Below are 18,784 nucleotides of genomic sequence, written 5' to 3' on the forward strand. Positions count from 1 at the left end.
AATTCCCGCTGCTCGAACGCAGATAAATATGGCTATTATATCCTCCAAACAACAGCCCCCCGACCCAAATCTACCCGAAGACATAGCCCCAGCCCGTCGCAAAAAAGCCGTCAAACCCCAGCCGGAATCATTGCTAGAATCGCAAGAACTACCCGACGAAATCAACAGCAAACAAGACGACAAAATCCGACCTCAGCGTTTAGCTGAATACATCGGGCAAAAAGACTTGAGAGAAGTTTTGGCGATCGCAATTGCAGCAGCCAAATCTCGCGGCGAACCGATGGATCACCTGTTACTGTACGGCCCGCCCGGGTTGGGCAAAACCACAATGTCGCTAATTTTAGCAGCAGAAATGGAAGTTGAATGCAAAATCACCACCGCCCCAGCCTTAGAAAAGCCGCGAGATATTGTCGGATTGCTGATCAACCTCAAAGCAGGCGACGTGCTGTTTATCGACGAAATTCACCGCTTATCTAAAGTTACAGAAGAAATCCTCTATCCGGCGATGGAAGACTGTCGGTTAGATATTACGATCGGGCAAGGCAAAAGCGCCAAAATTCGCAGCATTCCCCTGAAACCATTTACCTTAGTAGGAGCAACCACAAAAGTCGGATCGCTGACATCTCCATTGCGCGATCGCTTCGGCTTGATCCAAAGATTGCGGTACTATGAAATAGACGAACTCAGCCTAATTGTCCAAAGAACCGCCCAAGTTCTAGACACTCAAATCACCCCAGAAGGAGCCACAGAAATTGCCCGCCGAGCTCGCGGAACCCCCCGGATAGCTAACCGCTTGCTGCGGCGAGTTAGAGACTACAGCGAAGTCAAAAATTTAAAGCCAATTGATGCCGAAGTTGCCTCACTCGCCCTCGAATTATTCAACGTCGATCCGCTAGGTTTAGATTGGACAGATAGGCGGATCTTGACAGCAATGATTGAGAACTTTAACGGTGGTCCAGTGGGATTAGAAACCCTCGCAGCTTCCACAGGAGAAGACACTCAAACCATTGAGGATGTATACGAACCTTATTTAATGCAAATCGGATTTTTGCAGCGGACAAATCGCGGGAGAATGGTAACGGTTGCTGCTAGAAAACACTTGGGTTTTATTGAATAAAAAAGGGAACCTGGGCATTGGTTATTGGTCATTCATTATTGGAGCCACTCCTAAATAACTAATAACTAATAACTAATGACTTACAGCGGTTCTCAAGCGTGGTGAGGTATGCCCACGGAGGCCTATGCCCTATGCCCTATAGTACCTCATCTTTCAGAGAAAGGCTATAGAACCCCTCTTATAAATTAAGTAGGGTGCGTACTGCGTACCTTACCGCTATAAGTAGTGTGAAACCACTTTTGGCATCCAGGAATGAACTAATAACCAATAAGCTGTTACGCATTTAAATGGGAAATTCGGGACAGGCTAGAAGCCCGTCCCACAAGAGTTTTATTGATTTTTGACACACAGTTTAAATGTATAACAGCTTAACCAATAACTAATAACTGCTAAGATAAATTATTTTTCCATTTTTTTTACTGCAGTTAAATCAGCTTTTAAATCATCGGAAACCCGTGACAAATTACGCAATACTTTTTCCCGATCTGCCGCAATTTTTAGAGCTGTTTCCCAAGTAAAAGTAAAAGAATGAAAAGAATCCGAATCAATTCTATCTTTATCCAAATCCTCCATAACTTGCTTAAAAATCTCAAATAACTCTTCTTGCAACCGATCTATTTCCTCAAAACTTCCGGCTTTGCGGATTCTTTGAATCAAATTTAGAATAATCAAATTAAACTTGTCAGCTCGATTTTTTTGTTTCTGCAAAAAGCGCGCTCGCAACTGCCAAAGCCAAGAAACAAAAAGAGTAAGAAACGAAAAGGACAAACCGATAACATCGGAATTTGCTGCTACGAAATCGGGCTTTTCGCGATCGTAATAAGCCTGAGCGCCGTCATGTATTGGTAGAGCAAAACTACCGCTTCTGGACGGCTCACTAATCATGGTCGCCAAACGATTAGCAGCCACCAAATTGCGGCGGCGATCGAACAAAATCTGCGTAATTTCCTTAACTATTTCCGGATCGACATCCTGACGAACCAACAGAGTAGCCTCCACCCCAACGGTAGGCAAATCCACATCTGGTACTGCTGGAGCGGCCTTGTAAGTACCCTTAGGAATCAAGTTAGCTTCGAGATAAGGCAACTTAATTTTCATCGCCGCCGCTTGGTCGATGGGCACCAACTTTGCCCGCGTATTTTGCAGCAAATCGCTAACCAAATCGCTCCCCGGAGGTAGCACCCGAAAAATAGCATCAGCCTCGCCGCTAGCAAACAACTTATTACCCTCAGCCCAAGAGCCAGGAGTAGACTTAAAATCGCTTGCTTTCAAACCGTAATGTTGGCTGACTAACCAAAAAGCACTGTAAGAACCGCTGCCTTTATCCATCAGCGCAATATGTTTTCCTTTTAAATCAGAAACGCTTTGAATTCCCGACTGTTCCGAAACAATTAAATGAAAAGCTTCCTTAAACAAAGAAGCAATTAGCCGCCCTTCAGGGACGGCCTCAGTATCGTTCTGAACTATAGCTAACTGAGCCTTATTTGCCTGAAGCAGGCGCATATTTTCCTTCGAGCCTTGAGTCTCAACAACTTTAATCCGCAGGCGCGGATTTTGTTGAATAACTACCTCAGCAATTGCTTGTGCGAAAGGATAATAAATCCCTGTCTTGTTTCCCGTCGCTATGGTTAATTCATAGACTCGCTGCTTGTCTTGGTGCAGATTCCACCCAAAAGCTCCAATCAAGACAACACTTAATAGAGCAATGGGAAACAGAAATTTATTTTGCATTAAGGTTGAGACTCCATAGAACGTGGCAAAATCAAAAGTATTCTCGATCAAAATGAAAATTGGACTCTGGAAATTCGACGCACCCGATAGTGGAGGAGCCAATGCCCGATGCCCGATGCCCGATGCCCGATGCCCGATGCCCAATTCCCAATTCCCAATTCCCAATTCCCAATTCCCAATTCCCCATCTTCCATGTTAATATCCCTCAGAATAGAAAACTTTGCCTTAATTGACTGCCTGGATCTAGAATTTGGCCCGAGTTTAAACGTATTTACAGGGGAAACCGGCGCCGGCAAATCGATTATTCTAGATGCGATCGATGCAGTTTTGGGCGGGAAAGTCGATCGCCGATCGATTCGCACCGGAGCAGCGCGGGCAATATTGGAAGCTACCTTTGAATTGGACAAAGCCGCAGCTTTGTGGCTGGGCGAGCAAGAAATCGAACCCATCGACGGAAATTTAGCCGTTTGCAGCCGGGAAATTAACGCATCAAGCGGTGCTCTACGCACCAGATCGCGCTTGAACGGAATTCTCGTCAACCGCCAGTTAATGGATCAACTGCGCGATCGGCTTGTCGAAATTACCGCCCAAGGCCAAACCGTCCACCTCGGACAAGAAACCCTCCAGCGAGAATGGCTGGATTTATACGGCGGCAAAAAGCTCACTGAAGCGCGATCGATCATCGCCTCCGCGTGGCTGGGAGCCAACAACGCCAAAACAGCCCTCAAACGCAGGCGTCAGTCGGAACAGCAGCGACTGCAAAGACTTGATTTGTTAGAATACCAAGTCCGAGAACTCGGCGAAGCCCACATCGAAGACGCCGACGAACTTGAACAGCTAGAACACGAATCAATCCGGCTGGGCCACGTCGTCGAATTGCAGCAGCAGAGTTACCAAGTCCACCAAGCCCTGTACCAAAACGAGGGCGACAGCGCATCAGCCGCCGACTTGTTGAGCAAAGCCGAAGTAATTTTAAGCGACATGGCGGTTTACGATGTGCAATTGCAACCAATCCTAGAAATGGTCAGCGATGCTTTAGCTCAAGCCACAGAAGCCAGTCGGCAAATTAGCAGCTACGGCGAACAATTAGAAGCAGATCCCGAAAGACTCGAAGAAGTAGAAGATCGGATTCGCGAACTCAAACAAATTTGTCGCAAATACGGGCCGCTCAAAGAAGCGATCGCCTACTATCAAAGCATTCAAAACGAACTAAATGAACTTTTAGAAGGAGGCGAGTCAATGGAAGCCTTAGAACTCGCATATCAGAACGCTTTAGAGCAATTAAAAGACGCTTGCACCCACCTCACTACCCTGCGGCGCGAAGCAGCCCTCAAACTAGAAACGCACCTCGTAGGAGAACTTAAGCCCTTAGCAATGGAAAAAGTGCAATTTCAAGTCGAAATCTCGCCTTGTACCCCAACCGCTACGGGTGCCGACCAAATCGCCTTTTGTTTCAGCCCCAACCCGGGCGAACCTTTGCAACCCCTGGGCGCGATCGCCTCTGGGGGAGAAATGAGCCGCTTTTTGCTCGCCATCAAAGCCTGTTTTTCCCAAATAGAAAGTGCCGGTACGCTGATTTTTGACGAAATCGACGCCGGAGTCTCCGGGAGAGTCGCTGGGGCGATCGCCAAAAAACTCTACCAACTCTCGGACAAACACCAAGTTCTCTGCGTCACCCACCAGCCGCTGATCGCCGCGATGGCTGATTTTCATTTTCGCGTCAACAAACAGACGATCGAAGCAGAACCAAGTATCGAGGAACCCGCAGCCAACTCTGAACCAGTCGAACGCACAGTAGTCAGAGTTGCCGCTCTCAACAGTGAGCAGCGGCGGGAAGAACTGGCCCAACTCGCTAGTGGCCGCTCAGCAACAGAAGCCATCGCCTTCGCTGAATCCCTGCTTGTCGAAGCCGCCGGATTGCGCCAAACTCAGTCCGCCAAACCCTGATCAGACCATCAAGCCGATCGGGGGGTTAAAAGGCGGAGTTTTTTCAGAGTCGGAGGTTACACTAAAAATGTCAACCGCAAATTTTACAAAAAAAAGTTCAAAGCCCCGTGAATTTAGTGGGATGAAAGCTAAGAGCAGCAAAATAGAGAGAAATTCTAGTTAAAAACCACAATTGTGTAGAGAAGGGCACACATCACTAGCAACTGGTAGTGTCACAATTGCGGCTAGTCCCACAAGGCCACCCCTCTTTCAGCAGTCCTCCCGCCAGTACGCATTCATGTTACTGGGGGCGATCGGCTCAAAGAGTGGCAGAACCTACTTAAACCAGGTACGCACAATGTCAAAATCAGTTAATAAACCCTTTAAACAAGATTCGCGATCTCTAAAAAGATTGCAGCACTCCCACCGCCTCGTTACTCTCCCACCCTCCCTTGGGCAGCAAGGTCAACTGAATTTCCCTTGCCTTGTGGCCGGAGTTCTGTAAACTGGGAAATACTTTCACACATACTTGAGTCTTGTGCGACAAGTGACTCACTAATCAACTTCCCCGCTCTCTTGGCTTAGAGACTAACCCTTACACTTAAGCTTCTGTAAAGGTCTATGAAATCTGCATCTTCCACCAATTACTCTTCTCTGGACAACGTGATTGATGTCGCTGTTGTCGGCGGTGAAAATCATCATCAGGAAAATTATTCTCCCCCGGAAATTAGGAGCAGTGCAATTATCCCGCGCCAAGGAAACCTCTCTGGCATTCTCGACCTTCTAAATAAGCAAAGTTTCACAGTAGTAGTTAAGGAAGTAGAAGACAAACTTAAGGTTGTCAATCAAACCCTGGGAATGCTCGACAATATCCTGGAGAGCGAGGGATTTGATGCCATCCTCAACGAGATGTTGCAGTCGATTACCCTCAAAACAGGGGAATTGCTGAATGCCGATCGCAGCACGATATTTTTATTAGACGACGAAAAAAATGAACTGTGGGCGATCGTCGCTAAAGACGAAAATGGCAAAAACCTAGAAATCCGAGTTCCGGCCCACGTGGGTATTGCAGGAGAAGTAGCCACGTTCCAAAAAGTGGTTAATATCCCTTACGATTTTTACAACGACGAACGATCGGCTAACGCCAAAAAAACTGATGAAAAAACGGGCTACCGCACTTATACAATGCTGGCAATGCCCCTGATTAATGAAGACACAAAAGAGTTAGTAGCAGTTGTTCAACTGATTAATAAACTAAGACCAAACCACGAAAAATACCCGACTTTAGACGAACAAATAGACAGGCACGGATTTACGAAAGAAGACGAACAAGTTTTTAAAGAATTTGCTCCCTCGATTCGCCTAATTCTAGAATCTTCCAAATCTTTCTACGCAGCAACTCAGAGACAACGAGCAGCAACGGCGCTGATGAATGCCGTCAATGCTCTTTCTCAGAGCAGTTTAGACTTAGAAGATACCCTAAAAAGGGTGATGGATCAGGCCCAAGAACTCATGAATGCCGATCGCAGCACCCTGTGGCTGATCGACGAAGAGAAAGACGAACTGTGGACTAAAATCCCGATGGGCGGCAACCTGAAAGAAATTCGCATACCCAGAACCGCAGGTTTTGCAGGCATCGTCGCCCAATCTAGCGAACCGCTGCTGATTCCCTTTGACGTGTACGACGACCCCCGCGCCGCCACTTCCAAAGAAGTAGATCAAAAGTCGGGCTACCGCACTTGCAGTATGCTTTGTATGCCAGTCTTTAACTCGGACAAAAAATTGATTGGCGTCACCCAATTAGTTAATAAAAAACGACAAGGAGAATTCCCCCCCTACAACCCGGAAGATTGGCCTCACGCCCCCGAACAGTGGAAAGCGAGTTTCAATCGCAACGACATGGAATTTATGAAGGCGTTTAACATCCAAGCAGGAGTCGCGCTGCAAAACGCCAAACTGTTTGCCGAAGTCAAACAGCAAGAACAAAGACAAAAAGATATGCTGCACGCCTTGACTAACGGCGTGATTTCTACCGATAAAAAAGGCAATATAGTAGCGACAAATCCCAGTGCCAAAAACTTACTGGGTGTTAGCGATGCAGAATTAGCCGAAGGTCAATCTTTACGTGAGTTAATTAAGTTAGAAAAAGGCGATTTTGCCAAATGGTTTGATGCGTCTTTGTCTCCCGAAGACGATAAAGACCGCCAGCAGTATTACCCCGATCAAGTTTTGCTGACCTTGGAAGGAGAGGGGCAGAGTATCAATCTCTCGATTAATTCAATGACTGACGCTACCGACCCCAACAAGGTAAACGGCGCGTTAGTCGTCATGGAAGATATTAGCAGCGCCAAGCAAATCAAAAACTTGATGTACCGTTACATGACGCCAGAAGTAGCCGAAGCTTTGTTAGCTTCAGGGGATACTGGATTGGGCGGTAAGCGCAAAAACGTTTCGGTGCTGTTCTCAGACATTCGCAGCTATACCACACTTACGGAAAAATTGCAAGCCGAAGAAGTGGTAGTGATGCTGAATAAATATTTTGAAGTGATGGTAGATGTCGTATTCGAGTACGGAGGGACTCTCGACAAATACATCGGCGACGCTCTGATGGCAGTTTTTGGCTCTCCAGCGCCCCTAGAGGATCATGCTTGGTGCGCCATGCAAACTGCAGTGAAAATGCGGGAAAAACTGGCTGAGTTCAATCAAGATCGCGTGGCACATGGCGAATTGCCGATCGGCATTGGTATGGGCGTGCATTCCGATGAAGTTGTCAGCGGCAACATCGGTAGTAGCAAACGCATGGAATTGACTTCGATCGGAGACGGCGTTAACCTCGCCTCTCGCTTAGAAGGCGCTAGCAAGCAGTACGGCACCGACTTGATCATCAGCGACAATACTTACCGAGATTATGCCGATCGGCTGTACGTGCGAGAACTCGACTTTATTACTGTCAAAGGCAAAAGCGAACCTGTAATCGTTTACGAACTCGTCGGCATCCGCGAGGGATACTCGCCAGTGGGCAAGTCACTAACCGAAACACAGCAACAAATTATAGAACATTACACGAAGGGGCGCGAACATTACAAAACTCCAGTCAGCCAAAGACTCTCAGAAAGTGAGGTGAAAAACATCTTAAAGGATGTCGCCGAAATGCCAGAGGCAGAGATTAAGAAACTGTCCTACAATCTAGAGCAACAGTTGGAACACGAACTAAGGAAGCTGTTATATCAACTGAAAAAGCTGTCAGAGTACGACCCGAAAAACCTGTCCGAAGCAGACAAACTCATCGTACTGTTGCAGCCAGAAATCCAACTGCTGAAATTGGAAGGCATCAAAAACCTCTCGGAAGACGAAGCGAAAATGCTGCTGCAAGCAAAAATCAAGCCCCTATCAGCAGACGATATTAAATACTTGCAAGAAGGCGAAGTCAAAAAGCTGTTGGAAGCAGACATCTTAGAACCATCAAATCCCCAAATCAAGCGGCTGAAACCGGCAGAGATCAGGCAGCTATTGCAGGCGAAAATTAAAAGTCGCGCCTGCGAGACAGTTGCAGAAATGTTAGATGAGGAATTTGAAAACCTGGGACTCGATCGGGTGAAAAAACTGCTGAGCGAGTTTAAGAAAGCCTTAGAACCAAAAGCCAAGCAAGCCTTTAAAGACGCTGAACGCGAATTTAACGCCGTTCTGGAAGTTGACCCGAAAAACAAGGCAGCTAAATTGCACGTCGATCGCTGTATGTTATTTCAACATCGGTTTTCAGACGTACTCAACTGGGATGGTGTGTGGAATCTCACAGAAAAATAGCAGTAGCCCACAGCAAATCCTCGCGGTGGTGCCAGGGTTCGGGGTGGGGGCGATCGCGATCGGGGGTGCGCCTCCCATCCCACCACCAATTAACCTTAATATCCTATTGAGGTAATTGTAAATAAGCTCCAACAGGTATTATGGTTATATAACGGGATTTGAATTTGCAAGCGAGATGCGGGGGTTTCGCCCTACGTGTTTCGTTCGCACTACCTACGGCAACAAACTTAGCACTTCTATTATTTGAAGCGCTTAAAAATAGTTATGACTGGCTGCAGCGTTACCCGGTTTCTGAGAAAAATCTTGGAGAAAGGCGACGAAACATCCGCTCAAAAACCGGGTTTCTCACCCCGCCCGCGTAAGTCTTAATAGCGTTAGCGGCTCCTAACAAGAGCTTCCTTCGCAGATAGTCAATGTTCTAGTCTTAGATATAGAAAACCACTAGCGTCAGTTATGGATAATTGGAATTCGCAATCGGGAGATGTTGAGTGGGTAGATCAGGTTTACCAACTATTGCTGGAGATTGCTCGGAGCTCGCTGTCAGATATCCCCAGAATCCCGGAAAACATCACTGTTAAGGCTATCCCTCTGATCCAGAAGGTACAAAGCATTCAGCAAAGACCTGACGGGCAAGTGTTCAAATCTGGTTCCTTTTCAGTCAACGATCACGAATGGGTCGATCGAGTCTGCCAACTATTGGTAGAACTAACCAGCGCGTCTTTGTCGGAACAGCCAAAAATGCCGGAAAACCTGGCGGGCAGATCTTTAGCCCTCGCCGATAGAGCACAAAAAATTAAAGAAGATATCGAAGAAAATGCAGCCCAAACCCCAGCAGATGAAGATGAAAATTCCTTACAGTCTCCAGACGAGCTGCTTTCCCTCTTGCACCACAGTTTGAAAACTCAGCGCGCCAAAAGCTACAACCCCGATGCCCCCGAATGGCAGCAAGTCTTGAGTCTGCTCGACGTAGTGCAGTCACTTTACAAGCAAATCCAAAATTAAATTCCAGCTTAACTCAGGCGCGTCTTGATTGTGCCAGAAAGCTGGCTTTTAAAGGCGGTTGCTATTTGACATAAAATTTTTTTTGCCCTAGCCCAAACATTTCCGATTATTGCGCTTTTGTCAACTACACTAGGTTTAATCGGTTCTAGGGCAAGAGAACATGAGCGGAGAAAACATCGGCGATTTGTCAAAAGAAATATTAGCCGATCGCTATCAGTGCGATCGGCGGCTCGGCAAGCAAGCAGGAAGGCAAACCTTACTCGCCCGCGACTTAAAAACCCAAAAGCAAGTAGTAGTCAAACTCCTGTCATTCAGCAGCGACTTTAACTGGGAAGACTTAAAACTGTTCCAGCGAGAAGTCGAAACCTTAAAATCCCTATCCCATCCCGCAATTCCCCGATATCTAGACTCCTTTGAAATCGACACCCCCAACCGCAAAGGATTCGCCCTAGTTCAGACTTACATCGCAGCCAAATCCCTACAAGAATATCTCTCAGACGGCCGCACCTTCAGCGAAAGCGAAGTCAAACAATTAGCCACAGCATTATTAGACATCCTCGCCTACCTGCACCAGCGACAGCCCCCAGTCATTCACCGCGACATTAAACCCAGCAATATTTTACTCAAAAATCGATCGGGAAACAGCGTCGGCGAAGTCTACCTAGTCGATTTCGGTGCAGTTCAAACCCTAGCAACCCAACAAGGAAAAACAGTCACCGTTGTCGGAACTTATGGCTATATGCCGCCCGAACAATTTGGCGGCAGAGCAGTTCCAGCTTCCGACTTGTACAGCTTGGGAGCAACATTAATCGCCTTAATTACCAAGCAGCATCCTGCCGACTTGCCACAGCAAGATTTGCAGATTGAATTCGAGCAATTCACCCAACTAAGTCCCGCTTTTACCAATTGGCTGAAGTGGATGACGCATCCGAGTTTAGAATGCCGTCCCGCCTCAGTCCAAATAGCCAAAGAAGTTCTAGAAAAACCACAGGAAATAAATAAATATTCCCAGACATTGAGACTGGGAAAAACGCTAGATACCTCTAGGTTGTTCAAGAATGCGATCGGGCGCAGCACTTGGATGGGCACTCTAGGTGTAGGAGCTTGTGCAGCAATTTACGGAACCTTTATTTTTCCGGTAGTGGCGACAATTTTAGGAGGATTTATCGGTCTTTTTCTCGGCTTGCTGCTGGGGTTGGGGAACGGAATAATCGTAGGAATTGTGACGCGCTTGTGGTTTTTTCCCCTAACTAATCCCAAACTTCACCGACAGGTTTTAACTGCAATTAGTATTGTACTCTGTACCTCGATAAGCATCGTCTACTTTCGGATAATGGATTGGAATAAGCTAAACGATTTGAGTTTTGAGATTATTTTCGTGCTAGCACCGTCGCTAATTGCAGGACTGTCAATGGGGGCAAGTAGCAAGTCTATTGCCCGGTGGTATCAAAAAGAAAGTGGACTGTAATCTAAAATTTACAGTTCTGGACTCACTCCGAGCAAATAAACCGGGTTTTTACGAAAAGACGCATTACAACCGCCAGACTCGCTAAACAACCCGGTTTCTGAACCCCGACGCTCCCCTCACACTCAAATTAATGTAAAAAAATATGACCAGCAAAATATTAGCAGAACGCTACGAAGTGCAGCGACAACTAGGAAAACAAACTGGTCGCCAAACGCTGCTGGCTCGTGACTTACAAACTCAAGAATTAGTTGTCATCAAACAGCTATTCCTCGGCAGCGATTTTGAATGGCAAGACCTCAAGCTATTTGAACGGGAAGCGGAAACTTTAAAAGCACTTTCTCACCCAGCAATTCCGCGCTACCTCGATTACCTGGAAATTGACGAACTAAACAGTAAAAGCTTTGCGCTGGTACAGACTTATGTAGAGGGAAAAACTTTGCAAGAGCATTTGCGATCGGGGCGTACTTTTAGCGAAAGCGAGGTAAAACAATTAGCTAAATCGCTGTTAGCAATTTTGAATTATTTGCACAAGCAAAATCCGCCTGTTATTCACCGTGACATTAAACCCAGTAATATTTTACTGCACAGCAGATCAGGTAACTCGGTCGGACAAGTTTATTTAGTTGATTTCGGTTCGGTGCAGAACCAAGCTGCAAAATTTGGCGGCACAATTACAGTAGTGGGAACTTACGGGTATATGGCACCGGAACAATTTGGCGGGCGCTCGGTTCCGGCTTCTGACCTCTACGGTTTAGGTGCAACTTTAATTTATTTGGTAACGGGTTTGCATCCCACCGAACTGTCGCAGCAGGATTTGAAAATTCAATTTGCCGATCGGGTACCGCAGGTCAATCCTAATTTAATAGATTGGCTGGAGTGGATGACAGAACCAAGTTTGTCCAAACGGTTATCTTCGGCTAGGGAAGCATGGCGAGGGCTTAAAAATCCCCGCCTGATCAACAAAAATCCTATGGTGGTGCTGCAGCCACAAGGCAGCGATATTAAACTTACAAAAAACTCCGAGTTTATAGAAATTGTAATTCCGCCACCAGGCATCGGTTTTGGTTTAATTGCCACGCTTTCGGCTGTGGTATCTGCGAGTCCTGTCTCATTTATAGCAAGGGATATGTTGAGCGATGCGTTAAAGATAAATCCCCAATTTTTTATAATAATATCAGGAAGTTTGTTATGTATGGCAGGACTAAAGTTGATATTTGCACTATTTCGAGAAAGGCGCCTCAGAATCGATAGCCAGCAAATCTCCTGTAGCAGCCATCTACTGGGGTTGAGATGGAATCATGCCAAGCCATCTCCCAGAAACGAGATTTGCCAGTTGGAAATTCAACAACGTGAATATAGAAACAGCGGTATTGGTGTAAAAGTTATAAAAGTTATAAAAGTTATGATTTTTGCTTTTTCAATCCCTAGAGAGTTATATCAAGCGGCATCATTACTTATGCAGAAGCGCCACTCGGAAGTGAGATTAGGGAAAGTCTATCAGATGATAGTTCAAGCAGGCAACCACAAATATCAGTTAGGAGAGAAGGAGGGACTAAGTGAATCAGAAATCAAGTGGTTAGCAACAGAACTAAGCCAGTGGTTGGGATTGAAAATTAAAATAATTTTGACAGACGGTAAACAGAATAAATGGTTCTGAACATATCTCCCTCGCCCAAACAAAGCATTCCCCTCTCAAACTGTGGGATGGGCGTCCCGCCCGTCCCCTCTCTCTTGTGTGGGATGGGCGGGACGCCCGTCCGCTCTCTTTTGTGTGGGATGGGCGGGACGCCCGAAAGCGTGTATTCTCCCAGCCGGCGACACACTCCCCCGCTTTCGGTCAATCTCATGCAGCCGAAAGGCCCGATCGCCCGTAAAATGCTATCAAAGGGGTTTGGCAAGTAGCACTCTCCCCCGAAGATCTGTTAACTTGGAGATATTGTTGTGGACTTATCGCTAATTCCGGCACAGCCGAAACCAGGACTGCTCAACGTCCTCATCGAAATTACCGCCGGTAGCAAAAACAAGTACGAATTTGATAAAGACTTACAAGCCTTTGCTCTCGATCGGGTGCTTTCTTCCTCAGTCCAATATCCGTGCGACTACGGCTTCATACCCAATACCTTAGCCGATGATGGCGACCCCCTCGACGGCATGGTCATGATGGATGAGCCCACATTTCCAGGGTGCATAATCGCAGCCCGTCCGATCGGAATGCTGGAAATGATCGACGGAGGCGACAGGGACGAAAAACTTTTGTGCGTTCCCGACAAAGACCCCCGCTATGCTCACTATAAGTCCCTCAAAGACGTAGCCCCCCACCGCTTGGACGAAATAGCCGAATTTTTTAGAACCTACAAAAATTTGGAGAAAAAAGTCACGGAAATTCTGGGTTGGCAAGATGTTGATCAAGTCATGCCCTTAGTGGAAAAGTGCATCGCAGCCGATCGCAAATAAGCCCCTAGCCCGCACTCCTCGACTGCAACCCGACTAAAAACTCAGAGGGCCGAACTTAAGGCGATGCTGCACGTCAGGCGATGCAGTCGAGGAACGGGTAGCTAGAAGGTCAAATCCGTCGTCAATGCCGAGTCACCGGAACAGCATTCCCCAAAACCCCGCCCCTGCCCCAATCTTGAAAAAAATACTACTCCTAGAGTAAGATGAAGCGCGAATTATACCCCAGAGGAATGCGTTCTACGTTTGAGGAAATTTTACCCTAACACTTAGAGCGATCGGCGCTATCTTAATCTCAGAACACAGAACACGCCGGGCAGCCCGCAGGGTGCAAAAAATAATCTCTCAAGCGTGACATCTCCTACACCAACCGGTACGGTTTAGGCTTGTAATAGCCCAAGTGTGCGGCACTCGAATGGTTTCCCGATCCAGCGCTTTATTATAGTACAGATTGCTAAAAACTAAAAAGTAAAAACTAAGATTTCAACTCCCAAGTTCCTGCCGCCAAAACTAAAAAAAATGCCAGATTCCGCACCCTCTCTAGCCAATCCACAGCCCTCCGATCGCAAAGCCACTATGGAAAATAGTCCTTTGACCGAGTTTGTCGTTCAGTTTTGGGGCGTGCGGGGCAGCATCGCCACCCCCGGCACCAAAACACTGCGCTACGGAGGCAACACCTCCTGTGTAGAAATGCGCTTGGGCAAAAAACGCCTGATCTTTGACGGTGGTACGGGCCTGCGAGTTCTGGGCCTCAATCTGCTGCGGCAAATGCCGGTGGAAGCCCATATGTTTTTTAGTCATACTCACTGGGATCACATTCAAGGGTTTCCGTTTTTTACTCCCGCCTTTATCCCAGGGAACTGCTTTCACATTTACGGTGCGATCGCCCCCAACGGCACTACAATCAAACACCGTCTTGCCGACCAAATGGTGCACCCCAATTTTCCCGTCCCCATCCAGGTGATGCAGTCAGACCTCAAATTCAACGATTTGACGCCTGGGGATATTATCGAACTCGACGATGTGAAAATAGAAACGGCACTGCTGAACCATCCCAACACCGCGATCGGATATCGAGTCACCTGGCAGGGACACACGGCCGTCTACTGCACCGATACAGAACATTTTCCCGATCGCCTCGACGACAACGTGTTACACCTAGCTCGCAACGCCGACGTGCTGATTTACGACGCTAACTACACCAACGAAGAGTATTACAACTTCAAAACCCCGAAAGTCGGTTGGGGACACTCGACTTGGCAAGCAGGAGTAGAAATAGCGAAAGCTGCTGGAGTCAAAAAGATCGTGATGTTTCACCATGATCCGGGTCACGACGACAATTTTCTTGATGGCGTAGAAGCAGAGGTGCAGGCAGCGTTCGCCAATAGCTGCTTAGCCCGCGAAGGCATGAGCATACCAGTGATTTAACCAAAAATAAATTCAGAATTATGAAACAGGAAAAACCCCGCAAACGTCGCAGAGTAGGCTTGCGGGGGCTTTACTCAACGTTGCTAGTGTTGATAATTATCTGCTGTACCTGCGGCGGATGGGTTGCAGCTCAGACTGCCTATTCTCGCACTCCCGCGCGACTTGCTCAGGTGTCTTCGATCGAGGATACTGGTACGGTCGATCGCATCCCCGAACGCTACCAACTCGGACAGCAACTGTACCTAGAAAACTGCGCCACCTGTCACATCGCTTTACCGCCGCAAGTCTTACCTACAGAAACTTGGCGCCGATTGCTGCAAGATTCCCAACACTACGGACAAACCATCAAACTGCTAGTAGACCCGCCCCGCCTGCTAGTCTGGAACTACCTGCAAACTTTTTCCCGTCCCCAAGCCAAAGACGAAGAACTCGCCTACCGAGTCGCCAGTTCTCGCTATTTCAAAGCACTGCACCCCAAAGTCAAATTGCCACAACCTGCAAATATCAGCAGTTGCGTTACTTGTCATCCCGGTGCATCTAAATACAATTTCCGCAATCTTACCGCCGAGTGGCAAAACTCTCCGTAGGGAATGCAGGACTTATCCAAAAACGATTGAGTAGGGGGGTTATGGGGGCAGTTTGTGGATTGGGTGTATCGCCCGACTGCGGATGAGGAGATTTTAGGGCAACCGGAGGAAATTGATACGGCGACACCCGCGACGAGCCACATCAAAGCAGGAAACTTTTAACCTCCACAGACCAAAACCCTACACCATTACTCATCGTCACGTTCTTCTTGCAGAACATACTCAGGGCGAAACGATTCAGGCCATGAGTTCAAATCATCGCAGTCAATTTTTGGCTCAAAGGGGAACAGGTTAACCCGCTTGCGTTCGCCCTCCACAACTTCCTCAATTGTGAAGGACGCTTCGTAGAAAATGGGCTTGAGATAACGTTGGGGAATATAAGCGTAAACTATGGCTTCGGGGTCGTGTTCTGCCAAAGCCTCCATCAACTCTTTTACGGTCATGCTTTCCATGTATGCTCATTCCTCGCTAAATTACCCGCTAAAGTAACAGAAAATCTTTGCTCTTCCCAACTTGCCCCTAATTGCACCCCAACATTATAGGGCAAAACATTAACACGCTTCTCCTGTATCCAGTAACCCCATAACCTCAACAGAACGATTTTGATAAATTAGTGTTAAAGGCAGATACGGAACATCAGCTAAAACACAAAATTCATCTCGTTTATGTTGAAAAGAATATCACCTACCCTTAAACATTTTGAGTTGGCTTATTTTCTGTTTCTACTAACTGCATCAATTGCTCGGCGGCACTATTAGACGTATGCACTGAATACATAATTTCGGCAGCTTCATTACCCATTACAATTCCTTCTTTTTTCGCTAATTCAGCGATTAAAAACTGCATAATTTGAAAGTTTGCGGCACGGGATAACTGACGAAGTTGGGCTAATAATTCAATATTTGACATAAAACGCCCTTGAATTCCTTTTTCTCTTTTACCAAAACTTTGAAATTTAAACCCCTCCCAAAGATTTTGGTTTTAACTCTTTATCTGCGTCCATCTGCGTTTATCGGCTCCATCTGCGGTTAAAGCTCAAACACAAACTAAACAGGCAAAAACAGTTCTGAAAAGCTAATTTCAATCTCAGGAAAAGCTAGCATTCTAATTGCAGCATTATCTGCAACAACTATCTCAGATTGATAGCCTCCCGGTGCAGGATTCCGATAAATATATGCCTCGCGGGCCGCTACATCTAATATCCAATATTCAGCGATATTTGCTCTCGCATAAATCGGGGCCTTTTCCCGGCGGTCAATTTGTAAGGTCGAGTAGGAAACTTCAATTAACAGCAAGATTTCGCTAGGATTTGGGTGATGGTCGCGATAATCTCCCGGATCGATACAAACAATAGCTATATCTGGTTCCGGTTCCGAAGTTGCTAAAGTAATTGGCAACTGCACGCGAATTAATGCTAAATCTCTTAGCAGGTGTTGTAGATATCGATCGCTGCGTTGGGTTGTAGCAGCATGGGGTGGAGTTTGTGCGCTCATTTCAACAATTCTCCCATCTAGCAATTCAATCTTATCACCTTCTGTGAGAATGCCAGCTTCAATCATGCGGTGATATTCTTCGACTGTCCAAGTTCTTTCTTTTGTTGCTGTCATAATCTTTGCCTGCAAAAGCTTACTTCATATTATAGTAATTGCCGATTCAATCAAAAAACACTGGTTTGTCCGGTGCTGGTCGAGATCCCTTTTGAAAGCGTTCCCAAGACTGTTTTAATTGAGCAGGATCTGGATATTCGCGATGGTAAACCACCAGGACATTCGTCAAATTCCGTCCCGGCGGCAATAAAATCTGCCCTTGATGAGCCAAACCCACGGAAGCACCACCGTCCAAATTCATCGCTTCAAAACAGCCGTAGCACGGGCGAGGGCGGGACGCCATCGCTTGCATAACTTTAGCTTCTGCTTCCAAAGACAAACTATCAAAAAAAGTTACCAAAAATAACTTATCTCTCGAAGCGGGAAAGCCGATCGCCGTTCTCGAACCCACGCCCACAACATGAGAATCTTTAAAACCTTCCGATAAAGGAGACAGCCAAACTTTCCCCCCTTTAACCAATCTCGGCCCGCAAGTCAAAGAAAACCAATATTGACTCCAATCCAGCTTACGCTTACTGGGCCTGGCACCTTACAAATAACCTCTCGCTTTACCCTCATCAATAACTCTGACGGCTAACGGTGAAGTTTTGCGACTGCCGATAACGTCTGTTGCCAAACCGACCAAACTCGCTAGTCAGTTCCAACTGAGATGTTGCACCATTGTCAATAAGCCTTTGATGAACGGGCTCTGGGGCCCGTTCCACAAGAGGAAAATCTACTCTTTGTGGAACAGGCGGGAAAGCCTGTTAAGAGAGAATGGTGCCCGATGTGAGTTCCAACCGAGTGGTTAGCAGCAGCTTGAGTAGCCTAGAAGTAAAAAATCTGTGCCTTTAGCTACTTTTTGACAAATTGTTATGATATCTTAACTTTAGCGGAGGCTAGTTCCGACAATTTAAGAAGCCTGGTTATCAAGTAACCTGATTTATGATAGACCGTAAAAAAATTCAACTGAAATGGGAAAGTTATTGGTTTAAAACCTTTGGGAGATGGCGATCGTGTCCATTAGCCTGCCCAATAGACAGACCTCATCCTCGGCATATTGTTTGGAGTTGGATTGGCAGTTTTTTGGCAATTACTGCAACGTCCTATCTGGCTGTAAAAACTAATTCTCCTTTACTAATGGCTCCGTTTGGCGCTACAAGCGTTCTGATCTTTGGTGTCCCTGAGAGCCCTTTGGCTCAACCCCGGAATGTCATTGGGGGCAATTTCTTAGCTGCTCTCACCAGTTTAATGATTCTGCATTTTGTCGGTTCTTCTCCTTGGGCGATGGGAATGGCTGTTTCTAGTGCGATCGGCATTATGCAGATTACCAGAACTCTACATCCGCCTTCGGGAGCAGTTGCCTTAGTCGTCATGATGACCCAACCAGACTGGAAATTTTTGCTAACACCTGCTTTTGAGGGCTCAATAATCTTGGTCTTGTGCGCCGTCATCTTTAATAATTTAGCGGCAGAAAGGACGTATCCCAACCACTGGTTATAGCATTGTCTCTAATTCTCTCATCCTTCCCTTGGGATCACTACCCAAAATCTGGATGCTCCCTCGATTCCTTCTTCCTTTTTCGTTCTTTCTTCCATCCGTTAGATCCCACATTCCGCACCCCCAACTGGCACATACGCGGATTGAGGGGGTAAAAGTGAATCATCCGAGACAAAGCGTGAGT

16 protein-coding genes are annotated in these 18,784 nt (G+C 46.7%); 11 read left to right on the forward strand and 5 right to left on the reverse strand.

Going from position 1 to position 18,784, the window contains the following annotated elements:
• Positions 1 to 28 precede the first annotated feature (28 nt).
• Positions 29 to 1,117 carry a Holliday junction branch migration DNA helicase RuvB gene (gene ruvB, locus QUB10_RS15885; RefSeq protein ID WP_333203490.1) on the forward strand — a complete coding sequence of 363 codons (1,089 nt, stop codon included), beginning with the start codon at positions 29 to 31 and terminating at the stop codon, positions 1,115 to 1,117.
• Positions 1,118 to 1,516: 399 nt separating this feature from the next.
• Here the strand turns inward: ruvB and QUB10_RS15890 are convergent, their stop codons facing one another.
• Positions 1,517 to 2,848, reverse strand: coding sequence for a TAXI family TRAP transporter solute-binding subunit (locus QUB10_RS15890; protein ID WP_333203492.1), 1,332 nt, complete (start codon positions 2,846 to 2,848; stop codon positions 1,517 to 1,519).
• A 192-nt stretch (positions 2,849 to 3,040) separates the two neighbouring features.
• Here QUB10_RS15890 and recN point away from each other — a divergent pair, with 192 nt between their 5' ends.
• The 9 genes from recN to QUB10_RS15935 all read left to right on the forward strand — a co-directional run bounded on the left by recN (position 3,041) and on the right by QUB10_RS15935 (position 15,514).
• Positions 3,041 to 4,795 (forward strand): DNA repair protein RecN, encoded by a 1,755-nt coding sequence (recN, locus tag QUB10_RS15895; protein ID WP_333203521.1) that lies wholly within the window; start codon positions 3,041 to 3,043, stop codon positions 4,793 to 4,795.
• A 600-nt stretch (positions 4,796 to 5,395) separates the two neighbouring features.
• Positions 5,396 to 8,578: a GAF domain-containing protein gene (locus QUB10_RS15900; protein ID WP_333203494.1), complete on the forward strand. Its 3,183-nt coding sequence runs from the start codon at positions 5,396 to 5,398 to the stop codon at positions 8,576 to 8,578.
• Positions 8,579 to 9,031: 453 nt separating this feature from the next.
• Positions 9,032 to 9,580, forward strand: coding sequence for an inorganic pyrophosphatase (locus QUB10_RS15905; protein ID WP_333203496.1), 549 nt, complete (start codon positions 9,032 to 9,034; stop codon positions 9,578 to 9,580).
• A 160-nt stretch (positions 9,581 to 9,740) separates the two neighbouring features.
• On the forward strand, positions 9,741 to 11,048 hold the full coding sequence (locus tag QUB10_RS15910) for a serine/threonine-protein kinase (protein ID WP_333203499.1): 1,308 nt from the start codon (positions 9,741 to 9,743) through the stop codon (positions 11,046 to 11,048).
• A 142-nt stretch (positions 11,049 to 11,190) separates the two neighbouring features.
• A complete protein-coding gene (locus tag QUB10_RS15915) occupies positions 11,191 to 12,705 on the forward strand; it encodes a serine/threonine-protein kinase (RefSeq protein WP_333203501.1) in 1,515 nt (504 codons plus the stop codon).
• Positions 12,696 to 12,950, forward strand: a complete 255-nt coding sequence (locus QUB10_RS15920; RefSeq protein ID WP_333203503.1) for a hypothetical protein — start codon at positions 12,696 to 12,698, stop codon at positions 12,948 to 12,950. Before QUB10_RS15915 ends, QUB10_RS15920 begins: the two co-directional genes overlap by 10 nt.
• Positions 12,951 to 12,989: 39 nt before the next feature.
• On the forward strand, positions 12,990 to 13,502 hold the full coding sequence (locus tag QUB10_RS15925; RefSeq protein WP_006634582.1) for an inorganic diphosphatase: 513 nt from the start codon (positions 12,990 to 12,992) through the stop codon (positions 13,500 to 13,502).
• A 516-nt stretch (positions 13,503 to 14,018) separates the two neighbouring features.
• Complete coding sequence (locus QUB10_RS15930; RefSeq protein ID WP_333203505.1) at positions 14,019 to 14,927, forward strand: MBL fold metallo-hydrolase; 909 nt, start codon at positions 14,019 to 14,021, stop codon at positions 14,925 to 14,927.
• Positions 14,928 to 14,947: 20 nt separating this feature from the next.
• The gene (locus QUB10_RS15935; protein WP_333203507.1) at positions 14,948 to 15,514 is read left to right on the forward strand and encodes a diheme cytochrome C; all 567 of its coding nucleotides are present in this window, start codon (positions 14,948 to 14,950) and stop codon (positions 15,512 to 15,514) included.
• Between the two features lie 188 nt (positions 15,515 to 15,702).
• On the opposite strand, the gene QUB10_RS15940 is transcribed toward QUB10_RS15935, so the two are convergent.
• The 4 genes from QUB10_RS15940 to QUB10_RS15955 all read right to left on the reverse strand — a co-directional run bounded on the left by QUB10_RS15940 (position 15,703) and on the right by QUB10_RS15955 (position 17,626).
• A complete protein-coding gene (locus QUB10_RS15940) occupies positions 15,703 to 15,966 on the reverse strand; it encodes a hypothetical protein (protein WP_333203509.1) in 264 nt (87 codons plus the stop codon).
• 238 nt (positions 15,967 to 16,204) lie between these two features.
• Complete coding sequence (locus QUB10_RS15945) at positions 16,205 to 16,423, reverse strand: hypothetical protein (protein ID WP_333203511.1); 219 nt, start codon at positions 16,421 to 16,423, stop codon at positions 16,205 to 16,207.
• 137 nt (positions 16,424 to 16,560) lie between these two features.
• Entirely contained in the window at positions 16,561 to 17,121 is a 561-nt protein-coding gene (locus tag QUB10_RS15950; RefSeq protein WP_333203513.1) for a Uma2 family endonuclease, read from the reverse strand.
• Positions 17,122 to 17,167: 46 nt separating this feature from the next.
• On the reverse strand, positions 17,168 to 17,626 hold the full coding sequence (locus QUB10_RS15955; RefSeq protein WP_333203522.1) for a phosphodiester glycosidase family protein: 459 nt from the start codon (positions 17,624 to 17,626) through the stop codon (positions 17,168 to 17,170).
• Positions 17,627 to 18,045: 419 nt separating this feature from the next.
• Between QUB10_RS15955 and QUB10_RS15960 the strand changes: the two genes are divergently transcribed.
• Positions 18,046 to 18,603 (forward strand): HPP family protein, encoded by a 558-nt coding sequence (locus tag QUB10_RS15960; protein WP_333203515.1) that lies wholly within the window; start codon positions 18,046 to 18,048, stop codon positions 18,601 to 18,603.
• The last annotated feature ends 181 nt before the right edge of the window (positions 18,604 to 18,784 follow it).

The sequence above is a fragment of the Microcoleus sp. B5-D4 genome (genome assembly GCF_036705145.1).
In the GTDB taxonomy this organism is placed as follows: domain Bacteria; phylum Cyanobacteriota; class Cyanobacteriia; order Cyanobacteriales; family Microcoleaceae; genus Microcoleus.

What these genes read in the sequence shown, in the direction of transcription:
- QUB10_RS15905 (WP_333203496.1), top strand. Translation starts at nt 9,032, where the DNA reads ATGGATAATTGGAATTCGCAATCGGGAGATGTTGAGTGGGTAGATCAG.
- QUB10_RS15920 (WP_333203503.1), top strand. Translation starts at nt 12,696, where the DNA reads ATGGTTCTGAACATATCTCCCTCGCCCAAACAAAGCATTCCCCTCTCA.
- QUB10_RS15940 (WP_333203509.1), bottom strand. Translation starts at nt 15,966, where the DNA reads ATGGAAAGCATGACCGTAAAAGAGTTGATGGAGGCTTTGGCAGAACAC.
- QUB10_RS15900 (WP_333203494.1), top strand. Translation starts at nt 5,396, where the DNA reads ATGAAATCTGCATCTTCCACCAATTACTCTTCTCTGGACAACGTGATT.
- recN (WP_333203521.1), top strand. Translation starts at nt 3,041, where the DNA reads ATGTTAATATCCCTCAGAATAGAAAACTTTGCCTTAATTGACTGCCTG.
- QUB10_RS15935 (WP_333203507.1), top strand. Translation starts at nt 14,948, where the DNA reads ATGAAACAGGAAAAACCCCGCAAACGTCGCAGAGTAGGCTTGCGGGGG.
- ruvB (WP_333203490.1), top strand. Translation starts at nt 29, where the DNA reads ATGGCTATTATATCCTCCAAACAACAGCCCCCCGACCCAAATCTACCC.
- QUB10_RS15960 (WP_333203515.1), top strand. Translation starts at nt 18,046, where the DNA reads ATGATAGACCGTAAAAAAATTCAACTGAAATGGGAAAGTTATTGGTTT.
- QUB10_RS15910 (WP_333203499.1), top strand. Translation starts at nt 9,741, where the DNA reads ATGAGCGGAGAAAACATCGGCGATTTGTCAAAAGAAATATTAGCCGAT.
- QUB10_RS15950 (WP_333203513.1), bottom strand. Translation starts at nt 17,121, where the DNA reads ATGACAGCAACAAAAGAAAGAACTTGGACAGTCGAAGAATATCACCGC.
- QUB10_RS15945 (WP_333203511.1), bottom strand. Translation starts at nt 16,423, where the DNA reads ATGTCAAATATTGAATTATTAGCCCAACTTCGTCAGTTATCCCGTGCC.
- QUB10_RS15890 (WP_333203492.1), bottom strand. Translation starts at nt 2,848, where the DNA reads ATGCAAAATAAATTTCTGTTTCCCATTGCTCTATTAAGTGTTGTCTTG.
- QUB10_RS15915 (WP_333203501.1), top strand. Translation starts at nt 11,191, where the DNA reads ATGACCAGCAAAATATTAGCAGAACGCTACGAAGTGCAGCGACAACTA.
- QUB10_RS15930 (WP_333203505.1), top strand. Translation starts at nt 14,019, where the DNA reads ATGCCAGATTCCGCACCCTCTCTAGCCAATCCACAGCCCTCCGATCGC.